The following is a 25,011-nucleotide window of genomic DNA, read 5'->3' as shown; positions in this document are numbered from 1 at the left end:
AGTGATTAAAAGTCAGTTGTTAGAGAGGGCGCTAATCGTTCTCTCTTTCTTTATGCTTTAAATGGTGGCGCTATTTTATAAGATGTGATTTATGCTAATTTTCTGAATTTAGTAGTGTTGAATAATTGAAAAAAACCAAAAAAGTGATAAAATAAAACTATCATATTAAAAGGGGAAAGAACGTGACCAAACAATACAAAAATTACGTTAATGGAGAATGGAAACTTTCTCAAGAAGAAATCACTATTTATGCTCCAGCAACAGGTGAAGAACTAGGTTCTGTGCCAGCTATGAGCCAAGAAGAAGTAGATTATGTTTATGCTTCTGCTAAAGCTGCTCAAAAAGCATGGCGTGCGCTTTCATACGTTGAACGTGCGGCTTACCTTCACAAAGCTGCTGATATTTTAGAGCGTGATGCTGAAAAAATTGGTGCGGTATTATCAAAAGAAATTGCTAAAGGCTACAAATCAGCTGTTAGCGAAGTTATTCGTACAGCCGAAATCATTCACTATGCTGCTGAAGAAGGTGTTCGCCTTGAAGGTGAAGTGCTTGAAGGTGGTAGCTTTGAAGCTGCAAGCAAACAAAAAATCGCTGTTGTTCGTCGCGAACCAGTTGGTCTAGTGCTTGCTATCTCACCATTTAACTACCCAATCAACCTTGCTGGCTCTAAGATTGCACCAGCCCTTATTTCAGGAAACGTTGTTGCCCTTAAACCACCAACGCAAGGTTCTATTTCAGGTTTGCTTTTGGCTGAAGCCTTTGCTGAAGCAGGTCTTCCAGCTGGTGTCTTCAACACAATTACAGGACGTGGTTCTGTTATCGGCGACTACATTGTAGAACACGAAGCTGTTAACTACATCAACTTCACTGGTTCAACTCCTGTTGGTGAACACATCGGTAAATTAGCTGGTATGCGCCCAATCATGCTTGAACTTGGCGGAAAAGACTCAGCTATCGTTCTTGAAGATGCTGACCTTGATTTGGCTGCTAAAAACATCGTTGCTGGTGCTTACGGTTATTCAGGTCAACGTTGTACAGCGGTTAAACGTGTCCTCGTTATGGATAGCATTGCTGATGAATTGGTCGCAAAAGTATCTGCTTTGGTTGAAAAATTAACAGTTGGTATGCCTGAAGAAGATGCAGACATCACACCATTGATTGATACAAAAGCAGCTGACTTTGTAGAAGGTCTTGTTAAAGACGCTCAAGAAAAAGGTGCTAAAGAAGTGATTGCCTTCAAACGTGATGGTAACCTTATCAGCCCAGTCTTGTTTGATAACATCACTCCTGAAATGCGCTTGGCTTGGGAAGAACCATTTGGTCCAGTTCTTCCAGTTATCCGTGTGAAATCACTTGAAGAAGCTATTGATTTGTCAAACCAATCAGAATACGGTCTTCAAGCAGCAGTCTTCACAAACAACTTCCCACTTGCCTTCAAGATTGCAGAACAATTAGAAGTTGGTACTGTTCACATTAACAACAAGACACAACGTGGTACCGATAACTTCCCATTCCTTGGAGCTAAGAAATCTGGTGCTGGAACACAAGGTGTGAAATACTCTATCGAAGCCATGACAAAAGTTAAATCAACTGTTTTCGATATTGCAAAATAAAAGAATGAGGGTTGGAACGCTTGTGTTCCGCCCTTTTTTGTTTGTGAAAAGAATCATCATTTTATGGAAAAGGTGATCCTTTTTTTCGTTTTTACAGAATATTGCACTTTTTATTGCGAAAACGCATACATTTGTGGTAGAATAGGGTTACCATACAATAGGAGGTGGAAAATGGTCACACGTAATCAATTTTCACCATCGGAGATGCGTAAAGCAAGTCCTTATTTTTCTGCGTTAAAAACTATTGTCGAAACGGCTTTTTATGAAAACCAAGTGCACCCTATCAAGACTCTAGAGGAGGCTTACCAGTTGGCGTCCAATGCTGCTGGAACAGTGATTTTAGATATGTCTGTCATTCATACCAAGGAGTTGGGGTTACCCTCATATGCTCGGGTTTTATTGACAAATTCTGGGGCAATTGTTGGTCGAACAGCTAAGGCGCGCCGCATTTATGGGAGGGATGCCGAAGAAGATGAACGGCTTTTATCCATTGTGAGAAGTGCGGTGTATCAAGCACATAGCCGCACCTTTTACAAGGCAGATGCTATCGTGGGCCTAGAGGAGGATTTCATGGTGCGTGCCCACTTGATGGTGCCGGAAGAAGAAATCAATAATCTCTACTCTTGGTTGCTGAATTTTCAAATTTTGGATGAGGAATTTAAAAACCGTTTGAAGGTTTCCAAACGGTATGACGAAGATGATATTTTTGTCTTTTTTGACCCTAAATGGTCGCATCCTGACTATCCAGATGGTTTGGCTTATTTTGATACCAATCACAATTGTGTGGCGATTTTGGGATTGAACTACTTTGGAGAATTGAAAAAAGCCACTTTGACCTTGGCTTGGGGAACGGCTGCACGAAATGGATACGTTTCTTGCCATGGTGGCTTGAAAATGTTCCAACGAAAAGATATCGAGCAGCATTACGTCGCATCCTTTTTTGGCTTGTCTGGTTCTGGTAAATCGACTTTGACCCACGCTAAGCATAATGGAAAATACGACATCAAAGTTTTGCACGACGATGCTTTTATCATTTCTGAAAAAGATGGCTCATCTATCGCCTTAGAACCGTCTTATTTTGATAAAACCAATGATTACCCAACGGGACATCCCGAGCAAGATTTCTTTGTAACGGTGCAAAATTGTGGGGTGACCTTGGACCATAATGGTCGGAAAAAATTGATGACCGAAGATATCCGCAATGGGCAATGGGCGAACAGTCAAGTCACGCTTTGCGACACCAAATCGTGTGGATGTTGTCAAAGAGCCTATTAACGCTATTTTTTGGATTATGAAAGACGACTCGCTACCGCCTCTCATGAAAATCAATGACCCCATTATGGCAGCAACGATGGGCTGCACCTTGATGACGAAGCGCTCAAGTGCTGAGAATATCGAAAGTGGCAAGCAAACACTGGTGATTGAGCCTTTCGCCAATCCTTTCAGGGTCTATCCGCTGGTAGAAGATTACCAAAAATTCCGTTCGCTATTTTCAGGTGGCGTGGATTGTTATATTATCAATACAGGTTCTTACCTGTCTGAAGATATTTCTAAGGAAACATCTATTGCCTCCATTGAAGAGATTGTGGATAGCAGAGCGGTTTTTAAACTTTTTGGCCAGATTGAAACTTTTGAATATTTAGAATTAGAGAATTTTCCTATTCATCCATTTGATAATCAGTACAAGCAAATCATTCGTTCATGGATGCAAATTCGATTGAATTTCTTGCTCTCTTTCAATCAAAATTATCCTAAATTTGCTCTACCTGTTGAAGCCATTTCTTGCTTGGAAAAAGTGATTAATCAGTTGAAATGATAAGAAACGTTTTAAAAATACCGCCTCCAAGGTTTGGGGCGGTATTGTGTTTATTTGAGATGAAGTTCTTGATTTTTGAGGTAAACTTCTGATACAGATGCGTATTTTTTCAGTTTTTTGAGTTCCTCAGGATGAGTAATGAACGTGATAACCACACCTGCCTTGCCCATACGCCCTGTTCGTCCAGCACGGTGGGTATAGGTTTCCTTATCACGAGCCAAGTCAAAATTCAGGACACATTCTAAGTTGTCAATATCAATGCCTCGTGCTACTAAATCTGTTGCCAACAGCAGTGAAATCTCATGGTTTTTGAATTTTTCAAGGATGATCTTGCGGAATTTGACATTGACATCAGAAGCCAGTGATACCGCCGAAGCGTGGTTGAATTGCAAACGTTCCTCAGCAGCTCCTAGGTCAGATAAGTTGTTGAAAAAGACCAAACCACGAAAATCAGGAGTATTGGAGAATTTACGCAATAAATCTAGGCGGTCGCGTTTATCAACAGTGATGTAGTAGTGAGCAATCTGGTCGAGTTTCTGCTCTGACAAATCAATGGAAATGGTGTTTTCCACTAAGGCATCCACATCGACTTGATTAGTCGCACTCATGTAAATCATCTGGTGGTCACGTGGTACTCGGTGCACGATGCTGTTTACAAAATGGTACTGAGAATCGCTAAGCAACTCGTCAAATTCATCCAAAACAATCGTATCCACAGACATCATTTTGATTTTTTTGAGTTTAACCAATTCAAAAATACGGCCCGGCGTTCCGATGAGGATTTCAGGCCCTTTTTTCAGGCGTTCAATTTGGCGTTTTTGGCTAGAACCTGAAATAAAGAGTTGTGCGGTTAGATTTAGCGGCTCAGCCCATGTTTTGGTCACATCAAACAATTGCCCAGCTAATTCAGTATTTGGGGCTAAAATCAAGAGTTGTTGTGCTTTTTTTGGTTTGAGTTTTAACAAGGCTGGCAAGAGATAAGCCAGGGTTTTTCCTGTACCAGTTGGGCTAATTCCAAGCACATTGTCCCCTTGTGAAATGGGCTCAAAAACCTGTTGTTGAATAGCGGTTAGTTCAGTTATTTGTGCCTTGGCAAGTTGGTCTTGCCAGACATTTGGAAATTGTGAAATCATAGCATGCCTTTTCTAATGTGTAATCTTTATTCCATTATACCATAGAAAAGGGTATCTTTTTGGATTTCAAGGCCAAGTAAGAGTTTTCAATAGTTGAAAAATAACAAAAATAGTGTAGAATAGATAAGAATATATTTGTTTTGGAGTAGTAAATGCGTAAAAAACCTATTATTATCGGTGTAACTGGTGGATCTGGTGGCGGAAAAACCAGTGTTTCAAAAGCGATTTTGGCTAATTTCACAGACCAAAAGATTTCAATGATTCAGCACGATTCGTATTACAAAGATCAAAGCCATTTGACTTTTGAAGAACGTGTGACAACCAATTATGACCACCCACTAGCATTTGACACAGATTTGATGATTGAACACATCAATGAACTCATTGCTGGTCGTCCTGTGGATATTCCGATTTACGATTACACCTTGCATACACGTAGTGAAAAAACTTACCGCCAAGAACCCCAAGATGTCTTTATTGTGGAAGGTATCTTGGTGCTTGAAGATAAACGCTTGCGTGAGTTGATGGATATTAAAATTTTTGTGGATACTGATGACGATATTCGCATTATTCGTCGTATTAAACGTGATATGGAAGAAAGAGGTCGCAGCCTTGATAGCGTCATCGACCAATACACTTCTGTGGTGAAACCCATGTATCACCAATTTATCGAGCCAACAAAACGTTATGCGGACTTGATTATCCCAGAAGGGGCATCTAACATTGTGGCTATCGATTTGATTAACACGAAAATTTCAACCATTTTGGAGTAATATATTAATAGTTAAGACAAGCACCTGTTGTGTTTGTCTTTTTTTTGCAGTAAAAAGTCAGAAAATTTATTTTATTTTGATTATTCTGTTGACTTTTATTTTAGAAAGGGGTATGATGTTAAAAAAGAAAAACATTGAAAGGAAGTCAAACGATGGTATTCGCAGAAATGACAGTTTTGCTATTGCGACAGGGGGGCTAATGCAGCAGGAAAGCATTAGTCCTGTTTGGTTTACCAAGCGGGAAAAAACATCTCGCTGGATAGTGAGATGTTTTTTTAGTTAGTTTATTCGTGATTGTGCACGTTTTTAGAAAGAGGTTTTTATGCGTTCTATTGAATTTCTTGATACAACTCTTCGTGATGGGGAACAAACCCCAGGTGTTAATTTTTCCATTAAGGAAAAAGTGGCGATTGCCAAGCAATTGGAACGCTGGGGGATTGCGTCTATCGAAGCAGGTTTTCCAGCTGCAAGTCCTGATTCATTTGAAGCGGTTCGTCAAATTGCCCAAGTCATGACAAAAACAGCTGTGTCTGGTTTGGCACGTTCGGTAAAATCAGATATTGATGCTTGCTATGAAGCCTTAAAAGATGCGAAATACCCACAATGCCACGTTTTCATTGCGACCAGTCCTATTCACCGCGAATACAAACTGAAAAAATCTAAAGAGGAAATTCTTGAAATTATCAAGGAACACGTGACCTATGCTCGTAGCAAATTTGAGGTGGTGGAGTTTTCGCCAGAAGATGCGACACGAACAGAACTGGATTACTTGCTGCAAGTGGTTCAAACAGCGGTTGATGCTGGAGCAACTTATATCAATATTCCTGACACAGTTGGTTTCACCACACCCGAAGAATACGGCTATATTTTCAAATATTTGATTGAAAATACGGCCTCAGACCGTGAGATTATCTTTAGCCCGCATTGTCACGATGACCTTGGCATGGCAACGGCAAATACCCTTGCAGCTATTAAAAACGGTGCTGGGCGTGTGGAAGGTACGGTCAATGGCATTGGAGAACGAGCTGGTAATGTAGCTCTGGAAGAAGTGGCTGTTGCTCTCAACATTCGCGAAGATTATTATCAAGCCACGTCTGATATTGTGTTAAATGAAACGGTTAATACGTCAGAATTGATTTCGCGTTTTTCAGGTATTCCGATTCCTAAAAATAAAGCTGTGGTGGGTGGCAATGCCTTCTCTCATGAATCAGGTATTCATCAAGACGGTGTGCTTAAAAACCCATTAACCTATGAAATCATCACTCCTGAATTGGTCGGCGTCAAGCACAATTCGCTTCCACTTGGAAAATTATCAGGTCGTCATGCCTTCATTGAAAAATTAAAGGAGCTGGAATTGACCTTTGAAGAATCTGAAATCGTTCCACTTTTTGCGAAATTTAAACAATTGGCAGACAAGAAAAATGAGATTACCGATGACGATATCAGAGCCTTGGTGGCAGGTACGGAAATTGAAAATCCTGAAGGCTTCCATTTTGGCGATTTAAAATTATCGTCAAATACGGACGATACGGTGACAGCGGCGGTTGTGATGGCCAATGCTGACGCTGATGAAGTAGAGGTTGTTGCTGACGGTAAAGGTTCTGTTGAAGCTATTTACAATGCTGTGGATAAATTCTTCCACCAAAATGTGCGTCTGCTTAGCTACACCATGGACGCTGTGACTGATGGCATTGATTCTCAGGCGCGTGTGTCAGTTTCCATTGAAAATACAGATACAGGCACTATTTTCAATGCGTCAGGAATTGATTTTGATGTGTTGAAAGCTGGGGCGCTGGCTTACATTAATGCTAACACGCTTGTTCAAAAAGAAAATATGGGTGAAATTGGTCAAATCATTTCATTTCGTGATTTGCCAACAAACTAATCAGCCATAACAAAAAGGGTAATCTTGACTGAGGGAGTTTAGCTATGACAAAAAAAATTGTGACACTTGCTGGTGATGGTATCGGTCCAGAAATTATGGCAGCAGGTCTGGAAGTTCTTAAAGCCGTTGCTGCAAGAATTGATTTTGCTTATGAGATTGATGCCAAGCCATTTGGCGGTACAGGAATTGACGCTGTTGGACATCCACTTCCTGAAGAAACCTTGGCAGCTGCCAAGTCAGCGGATGCTATTTTACTGGCTGCTATCGGCGGTCCTAAGTATGACAAGGCTCCAGTTAGTCCAGAACAAGGTTTATTGGCCATTCGTAAGGAATTGCAACTGTTTGCCAATATCCGTCCTGTTCGGATTTTTGATGCTTTGAAGCACTTGTCGCCTTTAAAACCAGAGCGCATTGACGGTGTTGATTTTATAGTGGTGCGTGAATTGACAGGGGGCATTTATTTTGGTGAACACCAGCTGAATGACGATTCTGCCCGTGATATTAACGATTATTCTGCTCATGAAATTCGTCGTATTATCCGCAAGGCTTTTGAATTGGCACAATTTCGTGGCAAGAAAGTGACCAGCATTGACAAGCAAAATGTTTTGGCAACGTCTAAATTGTGGCGCCAGATTGCTGAAGAAGTAGCCACAGAATTTCCAGACGTTACCTTGGAACACCAATTGGTGGACAGCGCAGCCATGATTATGATTACCAATCCGTCGCGTTTTGATGTGGTGGTGACAGAAAATCTTTTTGGGGATATTTTGTCTGACGAATCCAGCGTTTTGCCTGGAACTTTGGGCGTGATGCCATCAGCCAGCCATTCGGACAAAGGGCCAAGCCTTTACGAACCCATTCACGGCTCAGCGCCAGATATTGCAGGGCAGGGCATTGCCAATCCTGTTAGCATGATTTTGTCTGTTGCCATGATGTTGCGTGAGAGTTTTGGCGAAGTGGCTGGAGCAGAATTGATTGAAAATGCGGTAGATAAGACTTTCAATCAAGGGATTTTGACACGAGATTTGGGTGGAACGGCTTCAACGGCTGATATGACCGCCGCGATTATTGCCAATCTATGAGCACTAAAGTCGTTGTTTTTCTCCTGTTTGTGTTGTGGAATAGCCTCGTTTTTGCCAGCTATGGTTTGGATAAGAGGAGGGCAAGGCGTGGTTCTTGGCGGATTTCAGAGAAAACCTTGCTTTTGGAAAGTCTTTTCTTGGGAGGAATAGGCGCCTTTCTAGGTGGAAAAGTCTTTCGCCACAAGACACGAAACAGGTATTTCAGACTAGTTTGGTACTTGGGTTTGTTAGGAGATATAGCCTTTTTGTACTGGCTTGTCTGGCTATGGCGATAAGGGGTATTTAAAGGGAATGTAATAAAGGAAAGTGGAGGTTGAAATGAGCGGAAAATCGATTTTTGATAAACTTTGGGAGCGTCATGTGGTGACAGGAAAAGAGGGCGAGCCGCAACTCATGTATGTTGACCAGCATTATATTCATGAGGTGACTAGTCCGCAGGCTTTTCAAGGGCTGAGGGATGCAGGTCGCAAGGTGCGCCGTCCAGATTTAACCTTTGGAACAACAGACCACAATGTGCCAACGGTGGATATTTTTAACATTCGTGATTTGATTTCTAAAAATCAAATTGATATCTTGGCTAAAAACGTTGCGGAATTTGGTATTGATGCGGCGACGCACGGCAGCGAACGTCAGGGAATTGTTCACATGGTTGGGCCTGAAATAGGTCGCAGTCAGCCAGGAAAATTCATCGTTTGTGGGGATAGTCACACGGCGACACATGGTGCTTTTGGAGCGATTGCCTTTGGTATTGGGACTTCAGAAGTAGAGCACGTATTTGCCACGCAATGTATTTGGCAAGTAAAACCTAAAAAAATGAAGGTGGAATTTGTCGGAAAACCGCAAAGAGGGGTGTATTCAAAAGACTTTATTCTAGCTTTGATTGCTCAATACGGTGTTGATGCTGGTGTGGGTTATGCGGTTGAATATTGCGGGGAAGCCATTGATGCCTTATCGATGGACGAACGCATGACCATTGCCAATATGTCGATTGAGTTTGGGGCTAAGATGGGCTTGATGAATCCTGACCAAAAAACCTTTGATTATGTCAAAGGACGAGAAGCCGCACCAAAAGGGGAAGCATTTGAAGAAGCTGTCGCAGATTGGAAAAACTTGGTTTCAGACCCTGACGCGACTTATGACAAGGTGATTACCATTGATGTGTCAGAACTAGCACCGATGGTGACTTGGGGCACCAATCCAGAAATGGGCGTTGCTTTTGGGCAACCTTTCCCAGCCATTAAAGACATCAATGACGAGCGCGCTTATCGTTACATGGGAATGCAGCCTGGCGATAAGGCAGAAGATATTGATTTAGGTTATGTGTTTATTGGGTCTTGTACCAATGCCCGCCTGTCAGACCTTGAATTAGCCGCTAAAATTGTCAAAGGCAAACACATCGCACCCAATTTGACCGCTATCGTTGTTCCTGGGTCACGTCCTGTCAAACAAGAGGCAGAGCGCTTGGGGCTTGATGTTATTTTTAAAGAAGCTGGCTTTGAGTGGCGAGAACCAGGGTGTTCGATGTGTCTCGGCATGAATCCAGACCACGTTCCAGAAGGGGTGCATTGTGCATCAACCAGCAATCGTAATTTTGAAGGGCGACAAGGTTTTGGGGCTAGAACGCACCTGTGCAGTCCAGCCATGGCGGCAGCGGCAGCTATTGCAGGCCAATTTGTTGATGTTCGCCAGCTCGCAGAAGTTCAGTAAAGGAGAAAAAACATGGAAACATTTACCGTTTACACAGGAAAATCCGTTCCTTTGATGAACGATAATATTGATACCGACCAGCTGATTCCCAAGCAATTTTTGAAAGCGGTCGATAAAAAAGGCTTTGGGAAAAATTTGCTTTTTGAGTGGCGTTATCTCAATGACAACTACGATGAAAATCCTGATTTTGTGTTCAACAAGCCTGAATACCGTGGGGCGACCATTTTGATTACAGGGGATAATTTTGGCTCTGGGTCATCGCGTGAGCACGCGGCTTGGGCCTTGGAAGATTATGGTTTTCGTTGCGTTATCGCAGGCTCTTTTTCAGATATTCACTATAATAACGAATTGAAAAACGGGATGCTACCTATTGTTCAGCCTCTAGAGGTTCGAGAAACACTGACGACATTGCCAGCAGGAGAAGAGATAACAATTGATTTGCCCAACCAAGTGATTCAATGCTCTGCAGGAACTTTTCCTTTTGACATTGACGGAGAATGGAAACGCAAATTGGTTCTTGGACTTGATGACATCGGCATTACGCTTCAATATGAGCAACTCATTGCCGATTATGAGGCTAAACGTCCGACTTACTGGCAATAAACGCAAGAGGGAAATCAACCCTCTTTTCTTTTTATGCATTTTAGAAATGTGACGGTCTGTCCATTTTTTGGTATAATAAAGCTTATGAATAAGACACAGAAAATTGAAAACTATCAGATGATGTTGGCGCAAGCACAAGCGCTTTTTGCTAACGAGAAAAACCTTTTGTCAAATTTATCAAACGCCAGTGCCTTGCTGAATATGACCTTGCCAAACTCTGTTTTTACAGGTTTTTACTTGTTTGACGGTCAAGAATTGCTCCTTGGGCCTTTCCAAGGTGGGGTTTCTTGCGTTCACATTGCCCTTGGAAAAGGGGTTTGTGGCGAATCTGCAGCCAAACAAGAAACGATGATTGTGGCTGATGTTACCAAACACGCCAATTACATTGCTTGCGATTCAGCTGCAATGAGTGAAATCGTTGTGCCAATGGTCAAAGATGGTCAATTGGTGGGTGTTTTGGATTTAGACTCACGTTTAACCAATGATTATGACGCTATTGACCAAGAGTATTTGGAACAATTTGTGGCGCTGCTTGTCGAAAAATCGTATTGGAATTTGGATATGTTTGGAGTTGAAAAATAATGTATCAAGCGCTTTATCGAAAATACCGTAGCCAGACTTTCGATGAGATGGTGGGGCAAACGGTTATTTCGACGACCTTAAAACAAGCGGTCGCTTCGGGAAAAATTAGCCATGCCTACCTCTTTTCAGGACCTCGTGGAACAGGTAAAACAAGTGCGGCTAAAATTTTTGCCAAAGCGATGAACTGTCCAAATCAAGTTGACGGTGAACCTTGTAACCATTGTGACATTTGCCGAGATATTACCAATGGCAGTCTTGAGGACGTGATTGAAATTGATGCGGCTTCCAATAACGGTGTTGATGAAATTCGTGAAATCCGTGACAAATCGACCTACGCTCCTAGCCGAGCAACCTACAAGGTTTATATCATCGACGAAGTGCATATGTTGTCAACAGGCGCTTTTAATGCCTTGCTAAAGACCTTGGAAGAACCTACTGAAAATGTTGTTTTTATCTTGGCAACAACGGAGTTGCATAAGATCCCAGCAACTATTTTGTCGCGTGTCCAACGGTTTGAATTTAAGGCTATTAAGTTGGCGGATATTCGCGAACATTTGGTAGAGATTTTGGAGAAAGAAGGCATTGGGTATGACCCAGACGCTTTGACCTTGATTGCACGTTGTGCAGAAGGTGGGATGCGGGATGCCTTGTCTATCTTGGACCAAGCTCTCAGTTTAACCACTGATAATCAGGTGTCGCTAGCCATTGCCGAAGAAATCACAGGCAGCATTTCAATGGTTGCCCTAGATGACTTTGTGGCTAACGTTTTAGCCAATCAGACCACCCAAGCCCTAGCTAATTTGGAAACCATTTTTAATAATGGAAAGAGCATGAACCGCTTTGCGACAGAGTTGCTCAATTATTTTCGGGACCTTTTAGTGGTGCAATCTGGTGGGGAAAACACGCATAACAGCTCGACTTTCCAAGCTAATTTGGAAGTTTCACAAGATGATTTGTTTCACATGATTGACCTTGTGACCAAGCGCCTGCCTGAGATTAAAACGAGCTTGCAGCCTAAAATCTATGCTGAAATGCTCACCATTCAATTGTCAGAATGGCATAAAACCGCTGTAAGCCAAGACTTGCCAGAAAATATCTCTGAAGAGTTTGAGGCTTTGAAGGCTGAAATCAAGGACCTAAAACAGCAATTAGCCAAGGTATCGACGTCACCAGCGCCGAAAGAAACTCGGAAAAACACGGCCAAAGGCTTTACCTTTAAAGTGGACCGGGGCAAGATTTTGAAAATCATGGAAGAAACGGTGGCAGATAGCCGCACGTCAAGGGCCTATCTAGATGCACTCAAAGGGGCTTGGAACGAGATTTTAGACAGCATCTCCTCGCAAGACCGAGCCTTGCTGAATGGGTCAGAACCTGTTTTAGCCAATCAAGAAAATGCCATCTTGGCTTTTGAGGCTGCTTTTAATGCCGAGCAGGTCATGAAACGATCAAATTTAAACGATATGTTTGGCAATATCTTGAGCAAGGCTGCTGGCTTTTCACCGAATATTCTAGCGGTGCCACGCAAAGATTTTGATAGCATTCGACAAGAATTTGCTCAAAAGCTCAAGAAACAAAAACAAGGTCAGGTACCAGAAGAAAAACAAGACACCAGTTTTATTCCAGAAGGGTTTGATTTTCTCGCTGAAAAAATCCAAACCGTTGACGATTAAAAAAGAGTTTTCAATTAAGAAACTCTTTTACTATATGATGAAGGGAACTGAGTAAATCCTATGACAAAAGGTCGTTTTATATTTATTGCACTGATGTGTGCTTTGGAAACTTTTTATTTAAATGATTGTGTGTTTGAAGGGGATTACTTATTTGCCTTCTTTTGGGGCTTTTTGCTCTATCGTGACCTTCGGCATGTTTATCTTATCGATAAGGTGGTTAATAACCTCTGATTTATTGCCAAGAGGAGAGGCTGATTTCACCGCTACGCAGGAGTTTTTCCTGTCCATTATCAAGTGTTACCAGCAGATGCCCTTGATTGGTCACATCTGTAGCAACTCCTGAGAATAATTGGTCATTTTCCATAAACGTCACTTGTTTGTTCAAAACAAGTGATTTTTCTTTATACACTTTAATCAAATCTTTTTCGGGAATGGTGAAAAAAAGCTTCCAAATTTCTGTGATGAGCTGATTGCGCGTGATGCTTGGTGGCTGATGAAAGAGAGAAGTTGCTTTGTTTGCCAAATCCTCAGGAAAATCTTGCAGGTAAAAATTGATGCCGACTCCGATGATGACATCTGTGATAAGCCCTGTTTCGACAGAAGAAATAGCTTCTGTCAAAATACCAGCTATTTTTTTGCCATCAAGATAGATGTCGTTGACCCATTTAATGTCTGTGTCAATGCCCGTCAATCGAGAAATGGCTTTGACCACGCTTGAAGCAACCATAAGCGTGTAGGGTTTCATGTCTTCAAAAGGAACGTTAGGTTTAAGGTGCAGCGACATATAAATCCCCCCTTGCGAAGAGGTGTAAAATGGTCTGCCAAATCGCCCTTTTGCCATTTTTTGATAAGGAGCCAGATAAAGGTGAGGTGTTTTGGCTGTTTCTAAATGATTTTTGGCATCTAACTGGGTTGAATCGCTATCTTCATTTAAGGTCACAGGGGTATGCAGATTTTTGGCAATTTCTTCAGGCAAAAGCAGGTCGCTCGCAATAAGGCGGTAGCCCTTTTTTTTGACCGAATCAATCTGAACTCCCTTTTTTTCCAAAGTTTTCACAGCTTTCCAAATGGCACTCCGAGAAATCCCCAAATGCTGTGCCAAAGCTTCCCCACTCACATAATCAGGATGGGTGCTGAGGTAATGATACAATTTTTCGTAAGTTTTCATGCTTTTAGTATAATACATTTGAGCCTTGGCTGGCTAGTCCCAACTAAGAGAATGTACTTTTTTCAGCTGGCTATAGGTTTTTGGGCTAAAAAATGGTACAATAAACAGGTTAATGAGTCCCGATAAGACAATCTTGCCTATTTTCAAAGGGAGATTGGTACTTTGTAACTCTCGTTGTTTGCTAGCAAATAACGGTAAATCCTATGGTATTTCTAAAAATGAGTAATGCCATGGTATTTTTTAACAACTGCTTTTTATGGTGTCATATCAAGCAATTTTTAAAATTTTTAAGGGGGGACATTTTTTATGTCAGAACGTAAACTTTTCACGTCTGAATCTGTTTCTGAAGGGCATCCAGATAAGATTGCAGACCAAATTTCAGATGCTATTTTAGATGCTGTGCTGGAGCAAGATCCTGACGCACACGTTGCCGCAGAAACAGCTGTTTATACAGGTTCAGTCCATGTTTTTGGAGAAATTTCTACATCAGCTTATGTTGATATCAATCGTATTGTTCGTGATACGATTGCCGAAATTGGCTATACGAATGCGGAATATGGCTTTGCTGCAGAATCAGTTGGGGTGCATCCGTCTTTGGTTGAGCAATCGCCAGACATTGCTCAAGGGGTTAATGAGGCCCTTGAAGTCCGTGGTCATGCCAATCAAGACCCATTGGATTTGATTGGAGCAGGTGACCAAGGTTTGATGTTTGGATTTGCCATTGATGAAACACCTGAATTGATGCCATTGCCAATTTCGCTTTCTCATAAATTGGTGAAAAAATTGGCGGATTTGCGTAAATCAGGTGAGTTGACTTACTTGCGTCCAGACGCTAAATCTCAAGTAACAGTTGAATACGATGAAAACGACAAGCCTGTTCGTGTGGATACGGTCGTGATTTCAACCCAACACGCTCCTGAGGTTAGCAACGAGCAAATTTACCAAGATGTTGTAAACAAGGTGATTAAGGCTGTTATTCCTGAAAAATACCTAGACGATGATACGACATTCTTGATTAATCCGACAGGGCGTTTTGTTATCGGTGGACCGCAAGGAGATTCAGGTCTAACTGGTCGTAAGATCATCGTGGATACTTACGGTGGTTATGCGCGTCACGGTGGCGGTGCCTTCTCAGGTAAAGATGCCACTAAAGTTGACCGCTCAGCTTCTTATGCCGCGCGCTATATTGCCAAAAATATCGTTGCTGCTGGTTTGGCTAGCAAAGCAGAGGTGCAATTGGCTTACGCTATCGGTGTGGCTCAGCCAGTTTCTGTTCGTGTGGACACTTTCGGAACAGGTACCGTTGCTGAAAACAAAATCGAAGCAGCCGTTCGTCAGGTCTTTGACCTACGCCCAGCAGGTATCATCCAAATGCTTAATTTGAAACGTCCGATTTACCGTCAAACTGCCGCTTATGGCCACATGGGACGCACAGATATTGATTTACCGTGGGAAAAATTAGATAAAGTGGATGCCCTAAAAGCAGCCATCGACTAAATAAAACAATCGTTGTATCATGTATACAGCGATTTTTTATAACATAGGTTATATTTTTCTCTTTTTATGGCAGCAATTGATTTGTCAATCAGCATAATATGTGATAAAATGATAAAGTTGAATTCTAGCAGAAAGTTTTGAATATATGCGTAAAATTGTAATTAATGGTGGCAAACCTTTGAAGGGTGAAGTTGCTATTTCGGGTGCAAAGAATAGTGTAGTCGCTTTGATTCCTGCTACTATTCTTTCAGATGACGTTGTCACATTGGACGGTGTTCCTGACATTTCCGATGTTGATAGCCTAATTGAGATTATGGAAATCATGGGGGCAAAGGTAAAGCGAGAAGGCGATACGCTTGAAATTGACCCTCGTGGCGTTAAAAATCAACCAATGCCTTATGGCAAAATCAATAGTCTTAGAGCGTCTTACTACTTTTATGGGAGTTTGTTGAGTCGTTTTGGTGAGGCAACAGTGGGCTTGCCTGGTGGTTGTGACCTAGGTCCACGTCCCATTGACCTTCATTTGAAAGCTTTTGAAGCTATGGGAGCCTCTATTTCCTATGAAGGTGAAGCCATGCGTCTATCAACAGAAGGTGAGCCGATTCACGGGGCACACATTTACATGGATACGGTGAGCGTTGGGGCAACCATCAATACCATGTTGGCGGCGACTAAGGCAAAGGGACGTACAACGATTGAAAATGCGGCGCGTGAGCCAGAAATCATTGATGTGGCGACCTTGTTGAATAATATGGGAGCTCATATCCGCGGGGCTGGTACAGATATCATCACGATTGAAGGGGTTGACTACCTGCACGGGACACGCCACCAAGTCATTCCTGACCGTATCGAAGCAGGGACTTATATTGCTCTAGCGGCAGCAATTGGGGAAGGTATCCGCATCACCAACGTGCTTTATGAGCATTTGGAGAGTTATATTGCCAAGCTTGAAGAAATGGGCGTTCGCATGACGATTGAAGAAGATGCGATTTTTGTTGAAAAGCAATCCACCTTGAAAGCGGTAACGGTGAAAACCTCTCCTTATCCAGGCTTTGCGACGGATTTGCAACAACCCATCACACCTTTGCTCTTGAAAACAGAAGGGCGTGGCATGATTTTAGATACGATTTATGAAAAACGTATCAATCATGTGGCGGAGTTGGCTCGAATGAGTGCAGATATTTCAACGGTTGGTGGTCGCATTGTTTACCAAGGTCCAAACAAATTAACAGGAACGGTGGTGAAAGCATCTGACTTGCGTGCGGGAGCAGCTCTTGTGATTGCAGGTTTGATGGCAGAAGGCCGCACAGAAATTACCAATGTCGAATTTATTTTGCGTGGTTATTCAAGTATCATTGAAAAACTCACTTCTTTGGGTGCTGATATTGCATTGATTGAAGAGTAAAAAGGGGCTACGAGTTAGCCTCTTTTTGATTAGTTAAAAAGAAGGTGTGTTATAATAGGGACATGGATATTTGGACACAATTAGGGCGGTACGCTTCGTTTGAAACCGACCGTACCCGCTTACGCCCTTTTGCTTTTTCAGACCGCTTGGATTTTTTTGATATTTGTCAGGATGCTGACAATTTGCGTTTTATTTTTCCAAGTTGTCAGGCTCAAGCCGAAAGTGATTACGTCATGGTTCACTATTTTATGAAAGAGCCGCTTGGGGTTTGGGCAATTGAGGACAAGGTGAGCGGCAAGATGATTGGTTGCATTCGCTTTGAAAAATTGGACAGCCGCCGTGCGACGACTGAAATTGGCTATTTTTTGCACCGCGATTTTTGGGGACGGGGTCTGATGACTGAGTGTTTAAAAACGCTTTGCTTTTTGAGCTTTCAAGAATTGGGGCTGCAAGGTTTGCGCATTGTGGCACATAAGGAAAATATTGCCAGCCAAAAAGTGGCGGAAAAATCAGGTTTTTGTTTAAAAAGGCGATTTAAAGGGAGCGACCGTTACACCCATAAAATGCGGGATTATGTGGATTATCAATTGAACAGGAGGGATTACCGTTATGAGTAAGCATCAACAAATATTGGAATACTTGGAAAATCTTCCTGTTGGGAAACGCGTTAGCGTACGCAGCATCTCCAATCACCTTAACGTGAGCGATGGAACTGCCTACCGTGCCATAAAAGAAGCTGAAAATCGTGGCATCGTGGAAACCAAGCCACGCAGCGGTACTGTGCGCATTGAGAAAAAATCAACCGTTCGTATTGAACGCCTCACCTATGCTGAAATTGCTCGCATCACGGATTCGGAAGTTTTGGCAGGAAAATCAGGCCTGCACCGTGAATTTAGCAAATTTACGATTGGTGCCATGACCCGTGACAATGTTTTGCACTACCTCGTCAAAGGTGGGCTTTTGATTGTTGGGGACCGAGAAAATATTCAATTGCTGGCGCTAGAAAAGCAAAATGCCATTTTGGTGACAGGTGGCTTGCCCGTTTCAGAAAATGTGCTTTGCTTGGCAGATGAATTGGCCATTCCTGTCATGGTGTCCCATTATGACACCTTTACCGTGGCAACCATTATCAATCACGCCTTGTCTAATTTGCAAATCAAACGCGATTTGACGACCGTTGAGCAATTTTACCAAAAGAAAGACGATTACGGTTTCTTGCGAGAAGGCGATACCATTGGCGAATTTAATGACATGATTAAGCAGACGCGTAATGTCCGTTTTCCTGTCATCAATGACAAAAACGTGGTCATTGGGGTGGTCAGTATGCTAGATGTCTTGGGCAAGGAAAATGCAACGCCCATCAAAAGCATCATGTCCCGCAATTTGATTGTGGCAAAACCGCAAGCCAGTCTTGCCAATATTAGCCAAAAAATGATTTTTGAAGATTTGAATATGTTGCCTGTTGTGGCGGAAGATTTGACCTTGTTGGGTGTCATCACCAGACGTCAGGTGGTCGAAAACCTCCCCAACCTCCAACATTCTCACCTTCACACTTACAGCGAGCAGCTGTTGGCTAGTTTGCATCAAAAAGATGATGTTTATCGTTTCACTGTGGAACCAACCATGATTGATAGCTCGGGTAATTTTTCACAAGGCATTTTGACCGAATTTCTCAAAGACATTAGCGTGCGGGTATTGACCAAGAAATACCAAAAAAACATTGTTATGGAGCAGCTCATGCTTTATTTTGTGCGTGCCGTGCAAATTGACGATTGCTTGGAAATTCGCCCACGATTGATAACGGAAAAACGCCATAGTTCTGTCATTGATTTTGAAATTTTGCTGGACAATCAAATCGTCGCAAAAGCTTTGGTGACAACGAAAATTAACTGAGAGCTTACGGGCTATTTTTGACCTTTACACCAGTTCGGTGTATAATGAATACTGATTAATTTTGAACGATGAAAAGGGAGTACAAACGATATGATTACATTAAAATCAACTCGTGAAATTGAAGCTATGGACCGTGCAGGTAATTTTCTAGCTTCAGTTCACATTGGTTTACGTGACTTAATCAAACCAGGCTTGGATATGTGGGAAGTGGAAGAATATGTGCGTCGTCGCTGTAAAGAAGCCAACGTATTGCCCCTTCAAATTGGGGTGGATGGTTCTGTAATGGACTACCCCTATGCCACTTGTTGTGGTTTAAATGATGAAGTGGCTCACGCTTTTCCACGTCACTACATTTTAAAAGAAGGCGATTTGCTTAAAGTTGATATGGTTTTGAGTGAACCGCTTGATAAATCTGTTGTGGACGTGTCAAAATTGGACTTTGACAATGTTGCTCAAGTGAAAAAATATACCCAATCTTACTCAGGTGGTTTGGCGGATTCTTGCTGGGCTTATGCAGTTGGAAATGTTTCAGAAGAAGTTAAAAACTTGATGGACGTTACCAGAGAATGCCTTTATATCGGTATTGAAAAAGCGGTTGTCGGCAATCGTATCGGTGATATCGGTGCAGCCATTCAAGAATACGCTGAAAGCCGTGGTTACGGTGTGGTTCGTGATTTAGTTGGTCACGGTGTTGGTCCAACTATGCACGAAGAACCAATGGTGCCTCATTATGGTAAGGCTGGTCGTGGGCTTCGCTTGCGTGAAGGCATGGTCTTGACCATTGAACCAATGATTAACACAGGCACTTGGGAAATTGATACGGATATAAAAACTGGCTGGGCTCACAAAACCCTAGATGGCGGCTTGTCATGCCAATACGAACACCAATTTGTGATTACCAAAGATGGTCCAGTTATCCTAACTAGCCAAGGAGAAGAAAGAACGTATTAAGCATGGAGCGTAAGCAACAACGATTAGATGCTTTGTTGTCTAAATTGCAGTGGCAGCCATTACAAGTTTATGTCAAACATTATCAAAGTGCAGAGATGGATTTATCGGCTGTCGCAGTTGCTTACTACCTCATGTTGACAGCTTTTCCCTTGATTGTGATTGCTGCAAATATCTTTCCCTATCTCAATTTAGACATCTCAGTCTTATTGTCGTTTATGGAGAAAAATTTGCCAACCAATATCTATCCAACGGTTTCTGCCATTACCACGGATATTTTTTCAAACCCATCTGGCGGTATTTTGGGAGTGGCGACTTTGACGGCCTTTTGGACCATGTCCAAATCACTAACATCACTGCAAAAAGCCATCAATAAGGCTTATGGTGTATCACAACACAGGGATTTTGTGGTGGGGCGTTTGATTGGCATTTTAGCTGGTCTGCTCATTTTGTTCCTCTTGACCTTTGTGCTGATTTTTTCATCCTTTTCAAAAGCTATTTTGCAACTCATCAGCCGTCATCATCCTTTAGATGACACACTGGTAAAAATGCTTTTGAGCCTAGCACAACCCGTCACGGTGCTGACCATTGTGTTTGGCATTATGATTTTGTATTTCATTTTGCCCAATGTTAAAATTCGGTGTTTCCGCTTCATTTTGCCAGGAACCGCTCTGACCTCTATTGTTCTTGTTTTCCTGAATAATTTATTTAGTCAGTATGTTTTGAGGACTTTTGAACGCATGGTTGACCTTAAAGTTTTCGGGTCGATTATGATTTTTGGTTTGATGATGTGGTTCATCTTTTTGGCACGCATTTTGATTTTGGGGGCTGTTTTCAATGCCACTTATCAAGAGCTGAGTCAAGGCAAGATGGAAAGCAGACGTGGGGATATCTTATCCATTTTAAACCGCCGAAAAAAGAACACCCCATCAGATAAAAAAGACAAGTAAAAAAGCTATCATTTTAAGAGAATGGTAGCTTTTATTGATTATCTCGGAAAACAAGTAACTTACTGAGCACGTAGTTTAGGACGATGATAAGCACTTGCGAGAAGATGGTTTCCACCATGTTGACCATGGCGATGTTATCGTTGACGAATTGTCCGATAATTTGTGGGTATTTGGTAACGAGAAGGTAAGCCAAAGCCAAGTCCAACACAAGGGTTGCCAAGCGAGCCATGAAAAATTTGACCAAACGTCTGAACCAGCCCGTGCGAACTTGGTTAAAAACAAAATAATCATTGGTCACAAAGGCAAAAATAATGGCAACAATGTTAGCGACAACGGCTGAAAAGGTCGCTGATTGGGTGAGTGAGAAAAAGGCTACCCGAGTTACCATGTAAACAAGGGTTGTCAAGACACCGAAAAACAAGTATTTAAAAACTTCGTTAGAGATTAATTTTTTCATAGAACTACTATATCAAATTTTTGGTATTTGTGCTATACTTTAAAACGTTGTGCAAACGACCCTTGACGCTTATTTCCCTTTCGTCAAGCATATTAAAGACGTGGAGTGTAAAACTCTGACGTTAAAGGAGAAAGTTATGAAATCATTGACTATTCGTGACCTTGCTCAAGTGGCTTTTGTGGCTGCTTTGTATGTTGTTTTAACGATAACACCGCCTTTAAATGCCATTTCCTACGGTGCCTACCAATTTCGTGTATCAGAAATGTTGAATTTTATGGCTTTTTACAATCGTAAGTATATTATTGGTTTGACACTGGGTTGTATGATTGCCAATTTTTACAGTTTTGGTTTGATTGATGTTGTCGTCGGAGGTTTATCAACGCTTGTTTTTGTAAGCTTGGGTGTTATGCTCTTTGACCGCTACAAGGACCAATATCTATTTAATGGCTTGTTTAATAAGGCTTTCTTTTATTTTTCGTTTTTCTTTTCAGCGTCTATGTTCACAGTCGCATTAGAATTGCATTTCTTTGGTGCACCTTTCTGGTTGACTTGGTTCACCACAGCTATGGGAGAATTGGCATCCTTGCTTATCGGTTCTCTGATCATGGACCGATTAAGCAAGCGCATCAATCTCAGTGCTTAAGCATAAGGCAAAGCTTTCTTTTGAAGAAGGCTTTTTTCGTTTCCTTTTTGTTAAGAATTCCTAAACTTTTAGTAAGACTTTTTGACAATATATGTTAAAATAATAGTATGAAAAAGCGTATTCAAAACCTGGTTGACCTACTCAACCAATACCGAAAAGAGTATTATACAGACGATAAACCAACGGTGTCAGATAGTGAATATGACGTCCTTTATCGTGAATTAGTTGACCTTGAAAAAGCACATCCAGAGTGGATTTTACCCAATAGCCCAACACAAGAAGTCGGTGGGCTTATTTTAGAGGGCTTTGAAAAGTACCAACACCAAGTTCCTCTATATAGCTTACAAGATGCCTTTTCACGTGAAGAATTGGACGACTTTGACCGCCGTGTCAAATCAGAATTTCCAAATGCCTCTTACATGGCTGAGTTGAAAATTGATGGCTTGTCTATTTCGCTGGTTTATGTCGACGGTGTCTTGCAAGTGGGGGCGACTCGTGGCGATGGTTCGGTTGGCGAAAATATCACTGAAAATGTCAAACGCATCAAGGATATTCCCCACCGTTTGAAAGAACCGCTCACGATTACTGTGCGTGGTGAGGCTTACCTTCCCAAACAATCTTTTGACAAAATCAACGAAGAACGTCGTGAAAATGGACAGACTGAATTTGCCAATCCTAGAAATGCAGCGGCGGGTACTCTGCGTCAGTTAAATACGGCAGTTGTTGCTAAGCGCCAACTGGCTACTTTCTTGTACCAAGAAGTAGGAGCAACTCAGATGACCACACAAAATGCGGTCTTGGATGAGCTGGCGCGTTATGGCTTTTCGGTGAATACTAAGCGTATCACCACGTCATCGATGGATGAGATTTGGACCTTTATCCAAGACATCGCTGAAGAGCGTGACCGTTTGCCTTATGATATTGACGGGATTGTTATCAAGGTAAACAGCCTAGCCATGCAAGAAGAACTTGGTTTCACAGTGAAAGCACCACGCTGGGCCATTGCTTATAAATTTCCGGCAGAGGAAAAGGCAGCTGAAATCCTATCCGTTGACTGGACCGTTGGACGAACAGGGGTAGTGACGCCAACCGCTAACTTAACACCCGTTCAATTGGCAGGGACGACCGTTAGCCGAGCAACCTTGCACAATGTGGACTACATTGCCGAAAAAGACATTCGTATCGGTGATACGGTTATTGTTTACAAGGCTGGGGACATTATTCCTGCTGTTCTTCATGTGGTTGAAAGTAAACGCGACCAGCAAGTACCGATGCCAATTCCGACACAGTGCCCATCTTGCGGTAGCGAGTTGATTCATTATGAGGATGAAGTGGCTCTGCGTTGCATCAACCCACTTTGTCCAAGCCAAATTCAAGAGCGTTTGACCCATTTTGCTAGCCGTGATGCCATGAACATTACTGGTTTAGGACCGTCAATGGTCAAAAAACTTTTCGAGGCCAATTTGGTTCATGATGTGGCGGATATTTACCAGTTGAGCGTGGCGGATTTGCTGACTTTGGATGGTGTCAAGGAAAAATCAGCAGAAAAACTCTATCAGGCTATTCAGGTTTCCAAGGCTAATTCTGCGGATAAATTGTTGTTTGGCTTGGGAATTCGTCATGTGGGAGCTAAGGTTAGTCGCCAATTATTAGAAGTTTTTGAAACGATTGATGCGTTAGAGCAAGCACCCGTGGATGCGATTGCTAACATTGATGGCATTGGAAATGTCATCGCTAATTCTCTGCACAGCTATTTTGCAAAAGAAGAAGCCCAGACCTTGCTGGCAGAATTGCGAACAGTTGCGGTTAATTTTGCTTATCTAGATCAAAAAGCGTCCGCTGATGCCCAATTGTCAGGCTTGACCGTCGTATTGACTGGAAAATTGGAGCATTTCACTCGCAATGAAGCCAAGGAAAAATTGCAAGCATTGGGAGCAAAAGTAACTGGTAGTGTGTCTAAAAAGACAGACCTTGTGATTGCTGGGGCTGAGGCAGGCTCAAAATTGGACAAGGCACAAAGTTTGGGCATTACCATTCGTGATGAGGAATGGTTAGTAGGTTTATAATGGATGTCGAGGTATTTTATGGAAAAGACAAAAAAACGTGCACGTTTAATCTATAATCCCACTTCTGGACAAGAAATCATGAAAAAAAATGTCGGAGAAGTATTGAATATATTGGAAGGGTATGGCTATGAGGCCTCTGCGTTTCAGACGACCCCAGAACCTAATTCAGCCCGAGATGAAGCGAAACGAGTGGCTCAAGACCATTTTGACTTGGTCATTGCAGCTGGTGGTGATGGCACCATTAACGAAGTGGTTAATGGGATTGCACCGCTGGAACACCGTCCAAAAATGGCTATCATCCCAACAGGAACAACCAATGATTTTGCACGTGCCCTAAAAATTCCTCGTGGCAATCCTATCGAAGCGGCTAAGATTATCGGGAAAAATCAAACCATTGCCATGGACATTGGGCAAGCGCGTGAAGATGTTTATTTCATCAACATCGCAGCGGCGGGTTCTTTTACAGAATTAACTTACAGCGTGCCTAGCCAGCTCAAGACCATGTTTGGCTACTTGGCTTACTTGGCCAAAGGGGTGGAGTTGTTGCCTAGCATTCGGACGGTACCTGTTCGGATCACTTATGAAAATGGCGTCTTTGAGGGCGATGTTTCCATGATTTTTGCGGCCATTACTAACTCTGTCGGTGGTTTTGAGCAAATTGCCCCAGATGCCAAATTAGACGATGGCAAGTTTACCTTGATTTTAGTGAAAACGGCTAACCTCATTGAAATCCTGCACTTGATTCGCTTGGTGCTTGATGGTGGTAAGCACATTGGAGATAAACGCATTGAATACATCAAGACGGATTTTCTTAAAATTGAGCCTTTGTCTGATAGCAGAATGATGATTAACTTGGATGGCGAATACGGTGGCGATGCCCCAATCAAACTCCGTAACTTGAAAAATCACATCACATTCTTTGCCAATACCGATGAAATTTCAGACGATGCTTTGGTGTGGAACCAAGAGGATCGCGAATTAGAAGAAATGGCTCAAAAATTCTCAAAAGAAGTTGATGGATTAGATAATCATTAAAATATTTTTTGATAGAATATAATTTAACAGTCTAAAATGGTCGAAGGATCTTTTAGGCTTTTTTGTTTTTATTTAGGGTTTTTTA

General features: G+C 42.2%; 22 protein-coding genes, 1 pseudogene and 1 riboswitch. Of the genes and pseudogenes, 20 read left to right on the top strand and 3 right to left on the bottom strand.

What is annotated here, in order from left to right; all coding sequences use genetic code 11:
- Positions 1-182 precede the first annotated feature (182 nt).
- Both HFK82_RS04660 and HFK82_RS04655 read left to right on the top strand, forming a co-directional pair.
- Positions 183-1,613, top strand: a complete 1,431-nt coding sequence (locus tag HFK82_RS04660; protein ID WP_168260978.1) for an aldehyde dehydrogenase family protein — start codon at positions 183-185, stop codon at positions 1,611-1,613.
- A gap of 171 nt (positions 1,614-1,784) precedes the next feature.
- Positions 1,785-3,429 (top strand): annotated as a pseudogene (locus tag HFK82_RS04655) (phosphoenolpyruvate carboxykinase (ATP)).
- A gap of 50 nt (positions 3,430-3,479) precedes the next feature.
- On the opposite strand, the gene HFK82_RS04650 reads toward HFK82_RS04655, so the two are convergent.
- Complete coding sequence (locus tag HFK82_RS04650) at positions 3,480-4,562, bottom strand: DEAD/DEAH box helicase (protein ID WP_168260977.1); 1,083 nt, start codon at positions 4,560-4,562, stop codon at positions 3,480-3,482.
- Between the two features lie 152 nt (positions 4,563-4,714).
- On the opposite strand from HFK82_RS04650, the gene udk reads away from it, so the two are divergent.
- The 9 genes from udk to HFK82_RS04605 all read left to right on the top strand — a co-directional run bounded on the left by udk (position 4,715) and on the right by HFK82_RS04605 (position 13,095).
- On the top strand, positions 4,715-5,335 hold the full coding sequence (gene udk, locus HFK82_RS04645; RefSeq protein ID WP_154454390.1) for a uridine kinase: 621 nt from the start codon (positions 4,715-4,717) through the stop codon (positions 5,333-5,335).
- 322 nt (positions 5,336-5,657) lie between these two features.
- Positions 5,658-7,220 (top strand): 2-isopropylmalate synthase, encoded by a 1,563-nt coding sequence (locus tag HFK82_RS04640; protein WP_168260976.1) that lies wholly within the window; start codon positions 5,658-5,660, stop codon positions 7,218-7,220.
- Positions 7,221-7,264: 44 nt separating this feature from the next.
- Positions 7,265-8,302: a 3-isopropylmalate dehydrogenase gene (gene leuB / locus HFK82_RS04635; RefSeq protein ID WP_168260975.1), complete on the top strand. Its 1,038-nt coding sequence runs from the start codon at positions 7,265-7,267 to the stop codon at positions 8,300-8,302.
- A complete protein-coding gene (locus HFK82_RS04630; RefSeq protein WP_168260974.1) occupies positions 8,299-8,577 on the top strand; it encodes a DUF1294 domain-containing protein in 279 nt (92 codons plus the stop codon). The genes leuB and HFK82_RS04630 overlap by 4 nt, the downstream gene beginning before the upstream one ends.
- Positions 8,578-8,620: 43 nt before the next feature.
- On the top strand, positions 8,621-10,009 hold the full coding sequence (gene leuC / locus HFK82_RS04625; RefSeq protein ID WP_168260973.1) for a 3-isopropylmalate dehydratase large subunit: 1,389 nt from the start codon (positions 8,621-8,623) through the stop codon (positions 10,007-10,009).
- A 12-nt stretch (positions 10,010-10,021) separates the two neighbouring features.
- Positions 10,022-10,612 (top strand): 3-isopropylmalate dehydratase small subunit, encoded by a 591-nt coding sequence (leuD, locus tag HFK82_RS04620; protein ID WP_168260972.1) that lies wholly within the window; start codon positions 10,022-10,024, stop codon positions 10,610-10,612.
- 84 nt (positions 10,613-10,696) lie between these two features.
- A complete protein-coding gene (locus tag HFK82_RS04615; RefSeq protein ID WP_168260971.1) occupies positions 10,697-11,194 on the top strand; it encodes a GAF domain-containing protein in 498 nt (165 codons plus the stop codon).
- Complete coding sequence (dnaX, locus tag HFK82_RS04610) at positions 11,194-12,864, top strand: DNA polymerase III subunit gamma/tau (protein ID WP_168260970.1); 1,671 nt, start codon at positions 11,194-11,196, stop codon at positions 12,862-12,864. Before HFK82_RS04615 ends, dnaX begins: the two co-directional genes overlap by 1 nt.
- A 60-nt stretch (positions 12,865-12,924) precedes the next feature.
- Entirely contained in the window at positions 12,925-13,095 is a 171-nt protein-coding gene (locus HFK82_RS04605; RefSeq protein WP_154454381.1) for a DUF3272 family protein, read from the top strand.
- Position 13,096: 1 nt separating this feature from the next.
- On the opposite strand, the gene birA is transcribed toward HFK82_RS04605, so the two are convergent.
- Positions 13,097-14,032, bottom strand: coding sequence for a bifunctional biotin--[acetyl-CoA-carboxylase] ligase/biotin operon repressor BirA (gene birA / locus HFK82_RS04600; protein ID WP_168260969.1), 936 nt, complete (start codon positions 14,030-14,032; stop codon positions 13,097-13,099).
- A gap of 306 nt (positions 14,033-14,338) precedes the next feature.
- Between birA and metK the strand changes: the two genes are divergently transcribed.
- The 6 genes from metK to HFK82_RS04570 all read left to right on the top strand — a co-directional run bounded on the left by metK (position 14,339) and on the right by HFK82_RS04570 (position 20,725).
- Positions 14,339-15,529 carry a methionine adenosyltransferase gene (gene metK, locus HFK82_RS04595; protein WP_168260968.1) on the top strand — a complete coding sequence of 397 codons (1,191 nt, stop codon included), beginning with the start codon at positions 14,339-14,341 and terminating at the stop codon, positions 15,527-15,529.
- A 145-nt stretch (positions 15,530-15,674) separates the two neighbouring features.
- Positions 15,675-16,934: a UDP-N-acetylglucosamine 1-carboxyvinyltransferase gene (locus HFK82_RS04590; protein WP_168260967.1), complete on the top strand. Its 1,260-nt coding sequence runs from the start codon at positions 15,675-15,677 to the stop codon at positions 16,932-16,934.
- A 62-nt stretch (positions 16,935-16,996) separates the two neighbouring features.
- Entirely contained in the window at positions 16,997-17,551 is a 555-nt protein-coding gene (locus HFK82_RS04585; RefSeq protein ID WP_168260966.1) for a GNAT family N-acetyltransferase, read from the top strand.
- Positions 17,544-18,827, top strand: a complete 1,284-nt coding sequence (gene spxR, locus HFK82_RS04580; RefSeq protein WP_168260965.1) for a CBS-HotDog domain-containing transcription factor SpxR — start codon at positions 17,544-17,546, stop codon at positions 18,825-18,827. Before HFK82_RS04585 ends, spxR begins: the two co-directional genes overlap by 8 nt.
- Before the next feature lie 90 nt (positions 18,828-18,917).
- Positions 18,918-19,778, top strand: coding sequence for a methionyl aminopeptidase (locus HFK82_RS04575; protein WP_168260964.1), 861 nt, complete (start codon positions 18,918-18,920; stop codon positions 19,776-19,778).
- 2 nt (positions 19,779-19,780) lie between these two features.
- Positions 19,781-20,725 carry a YihY/virulence factor BrkB family protein gene (locus tag HFK82_RS04570; protein ID WP_168260963.1) on the top strand — a complete coding sequence of 315 codons (945 nt, stop codon included), beginning with the start codon at positions 19,781-19,783 and terminating at the stop codon, positions 20,723-20,725.
- A 31-nt stretch (positions 20,726-20,756) separates the two neighbouring features.
- Here HFK82_RS04570 and HFK82_RS04565 read toward each other — a convergent pair whose 3' ends face one another.
- A complete protein-coding gene (locus HFK82_RS04565; RefSeq protein ID WP_154454373.1) occupies positions 20,757-21,182 on the bottom strand; it encodes a GtrA family protein in 426 nt (141 codons plus the stop codon).
- Between the two features lie 28 nt (positions 21,183-21,210).
- Positions 21,211-21,321, top strand: a riboswitch (PreQ1 riboswitch).
- Between HFK82_RS04565 and HFK82_RS04560 the strand changes: the two genes are divergently transcribed.
- The 3 genes from HFK82_RS04560 to HFK82_RS04550 all read left to right on the top strand — a co-directional run bounded on the left by HFK82_RS04560 (position 21,319) and on the right by HFK82_RS04550 (position 24,926).
- Positions 21,319-21,825, top strand: a complete 507-nt coding sequence (locus tag HFK82_RS04560; protein ID WP_168260962.1) for a QueT transporter family protein — start codon at positions 21,319-21,321, stop codon at positions 21,823-21,825. Its footprint overlaps the riboswitch before it by 3 nt.
- Positions 21,826-21,932: 107 nt before the next feature.
- Positions 21,933-23,891 carry an NAD-dependent DNA ligase LigA gene (gene ligA, locus HFK82_RS04555; protein WP_168260961.1) on the top strand — a complete coding sequence of 653 codons (1,959 nt, stop codon included), beginning with the start codon at positions 21,933-21,935 and terminating at the stop codon, positions 23,889-23,891.
- Between the two features lie 18 nt (positions 23,892-23,909).
- On the top strand, positions 23,910-24,926 hold the full coding sequence (locus tag HFK82_RS04550) for a diacylglycerol kinase family lipid kinase (RefSeq protein WP_168260960.1): 1,017 nt from the start codon (positions 23,910-23,912) through the stop codon (positions 24,924-24,926).
- Positions 24,927-25,011 lie beyond the last annotated feature (85 nt).

The organism is Streptococcus alactolyticus (assembly GCF_012277075.1).
Lineage (GTDB): Bacteria > Bacillota > Bacilli > Lactobacillales > Streptococcaceae > Streptococcus > Streptococcus alactolyticus.
Note: the sequence above shows the minus strand (reverse complement) of the source record. Positions and strands in the feature narration are given on the sequence as shown.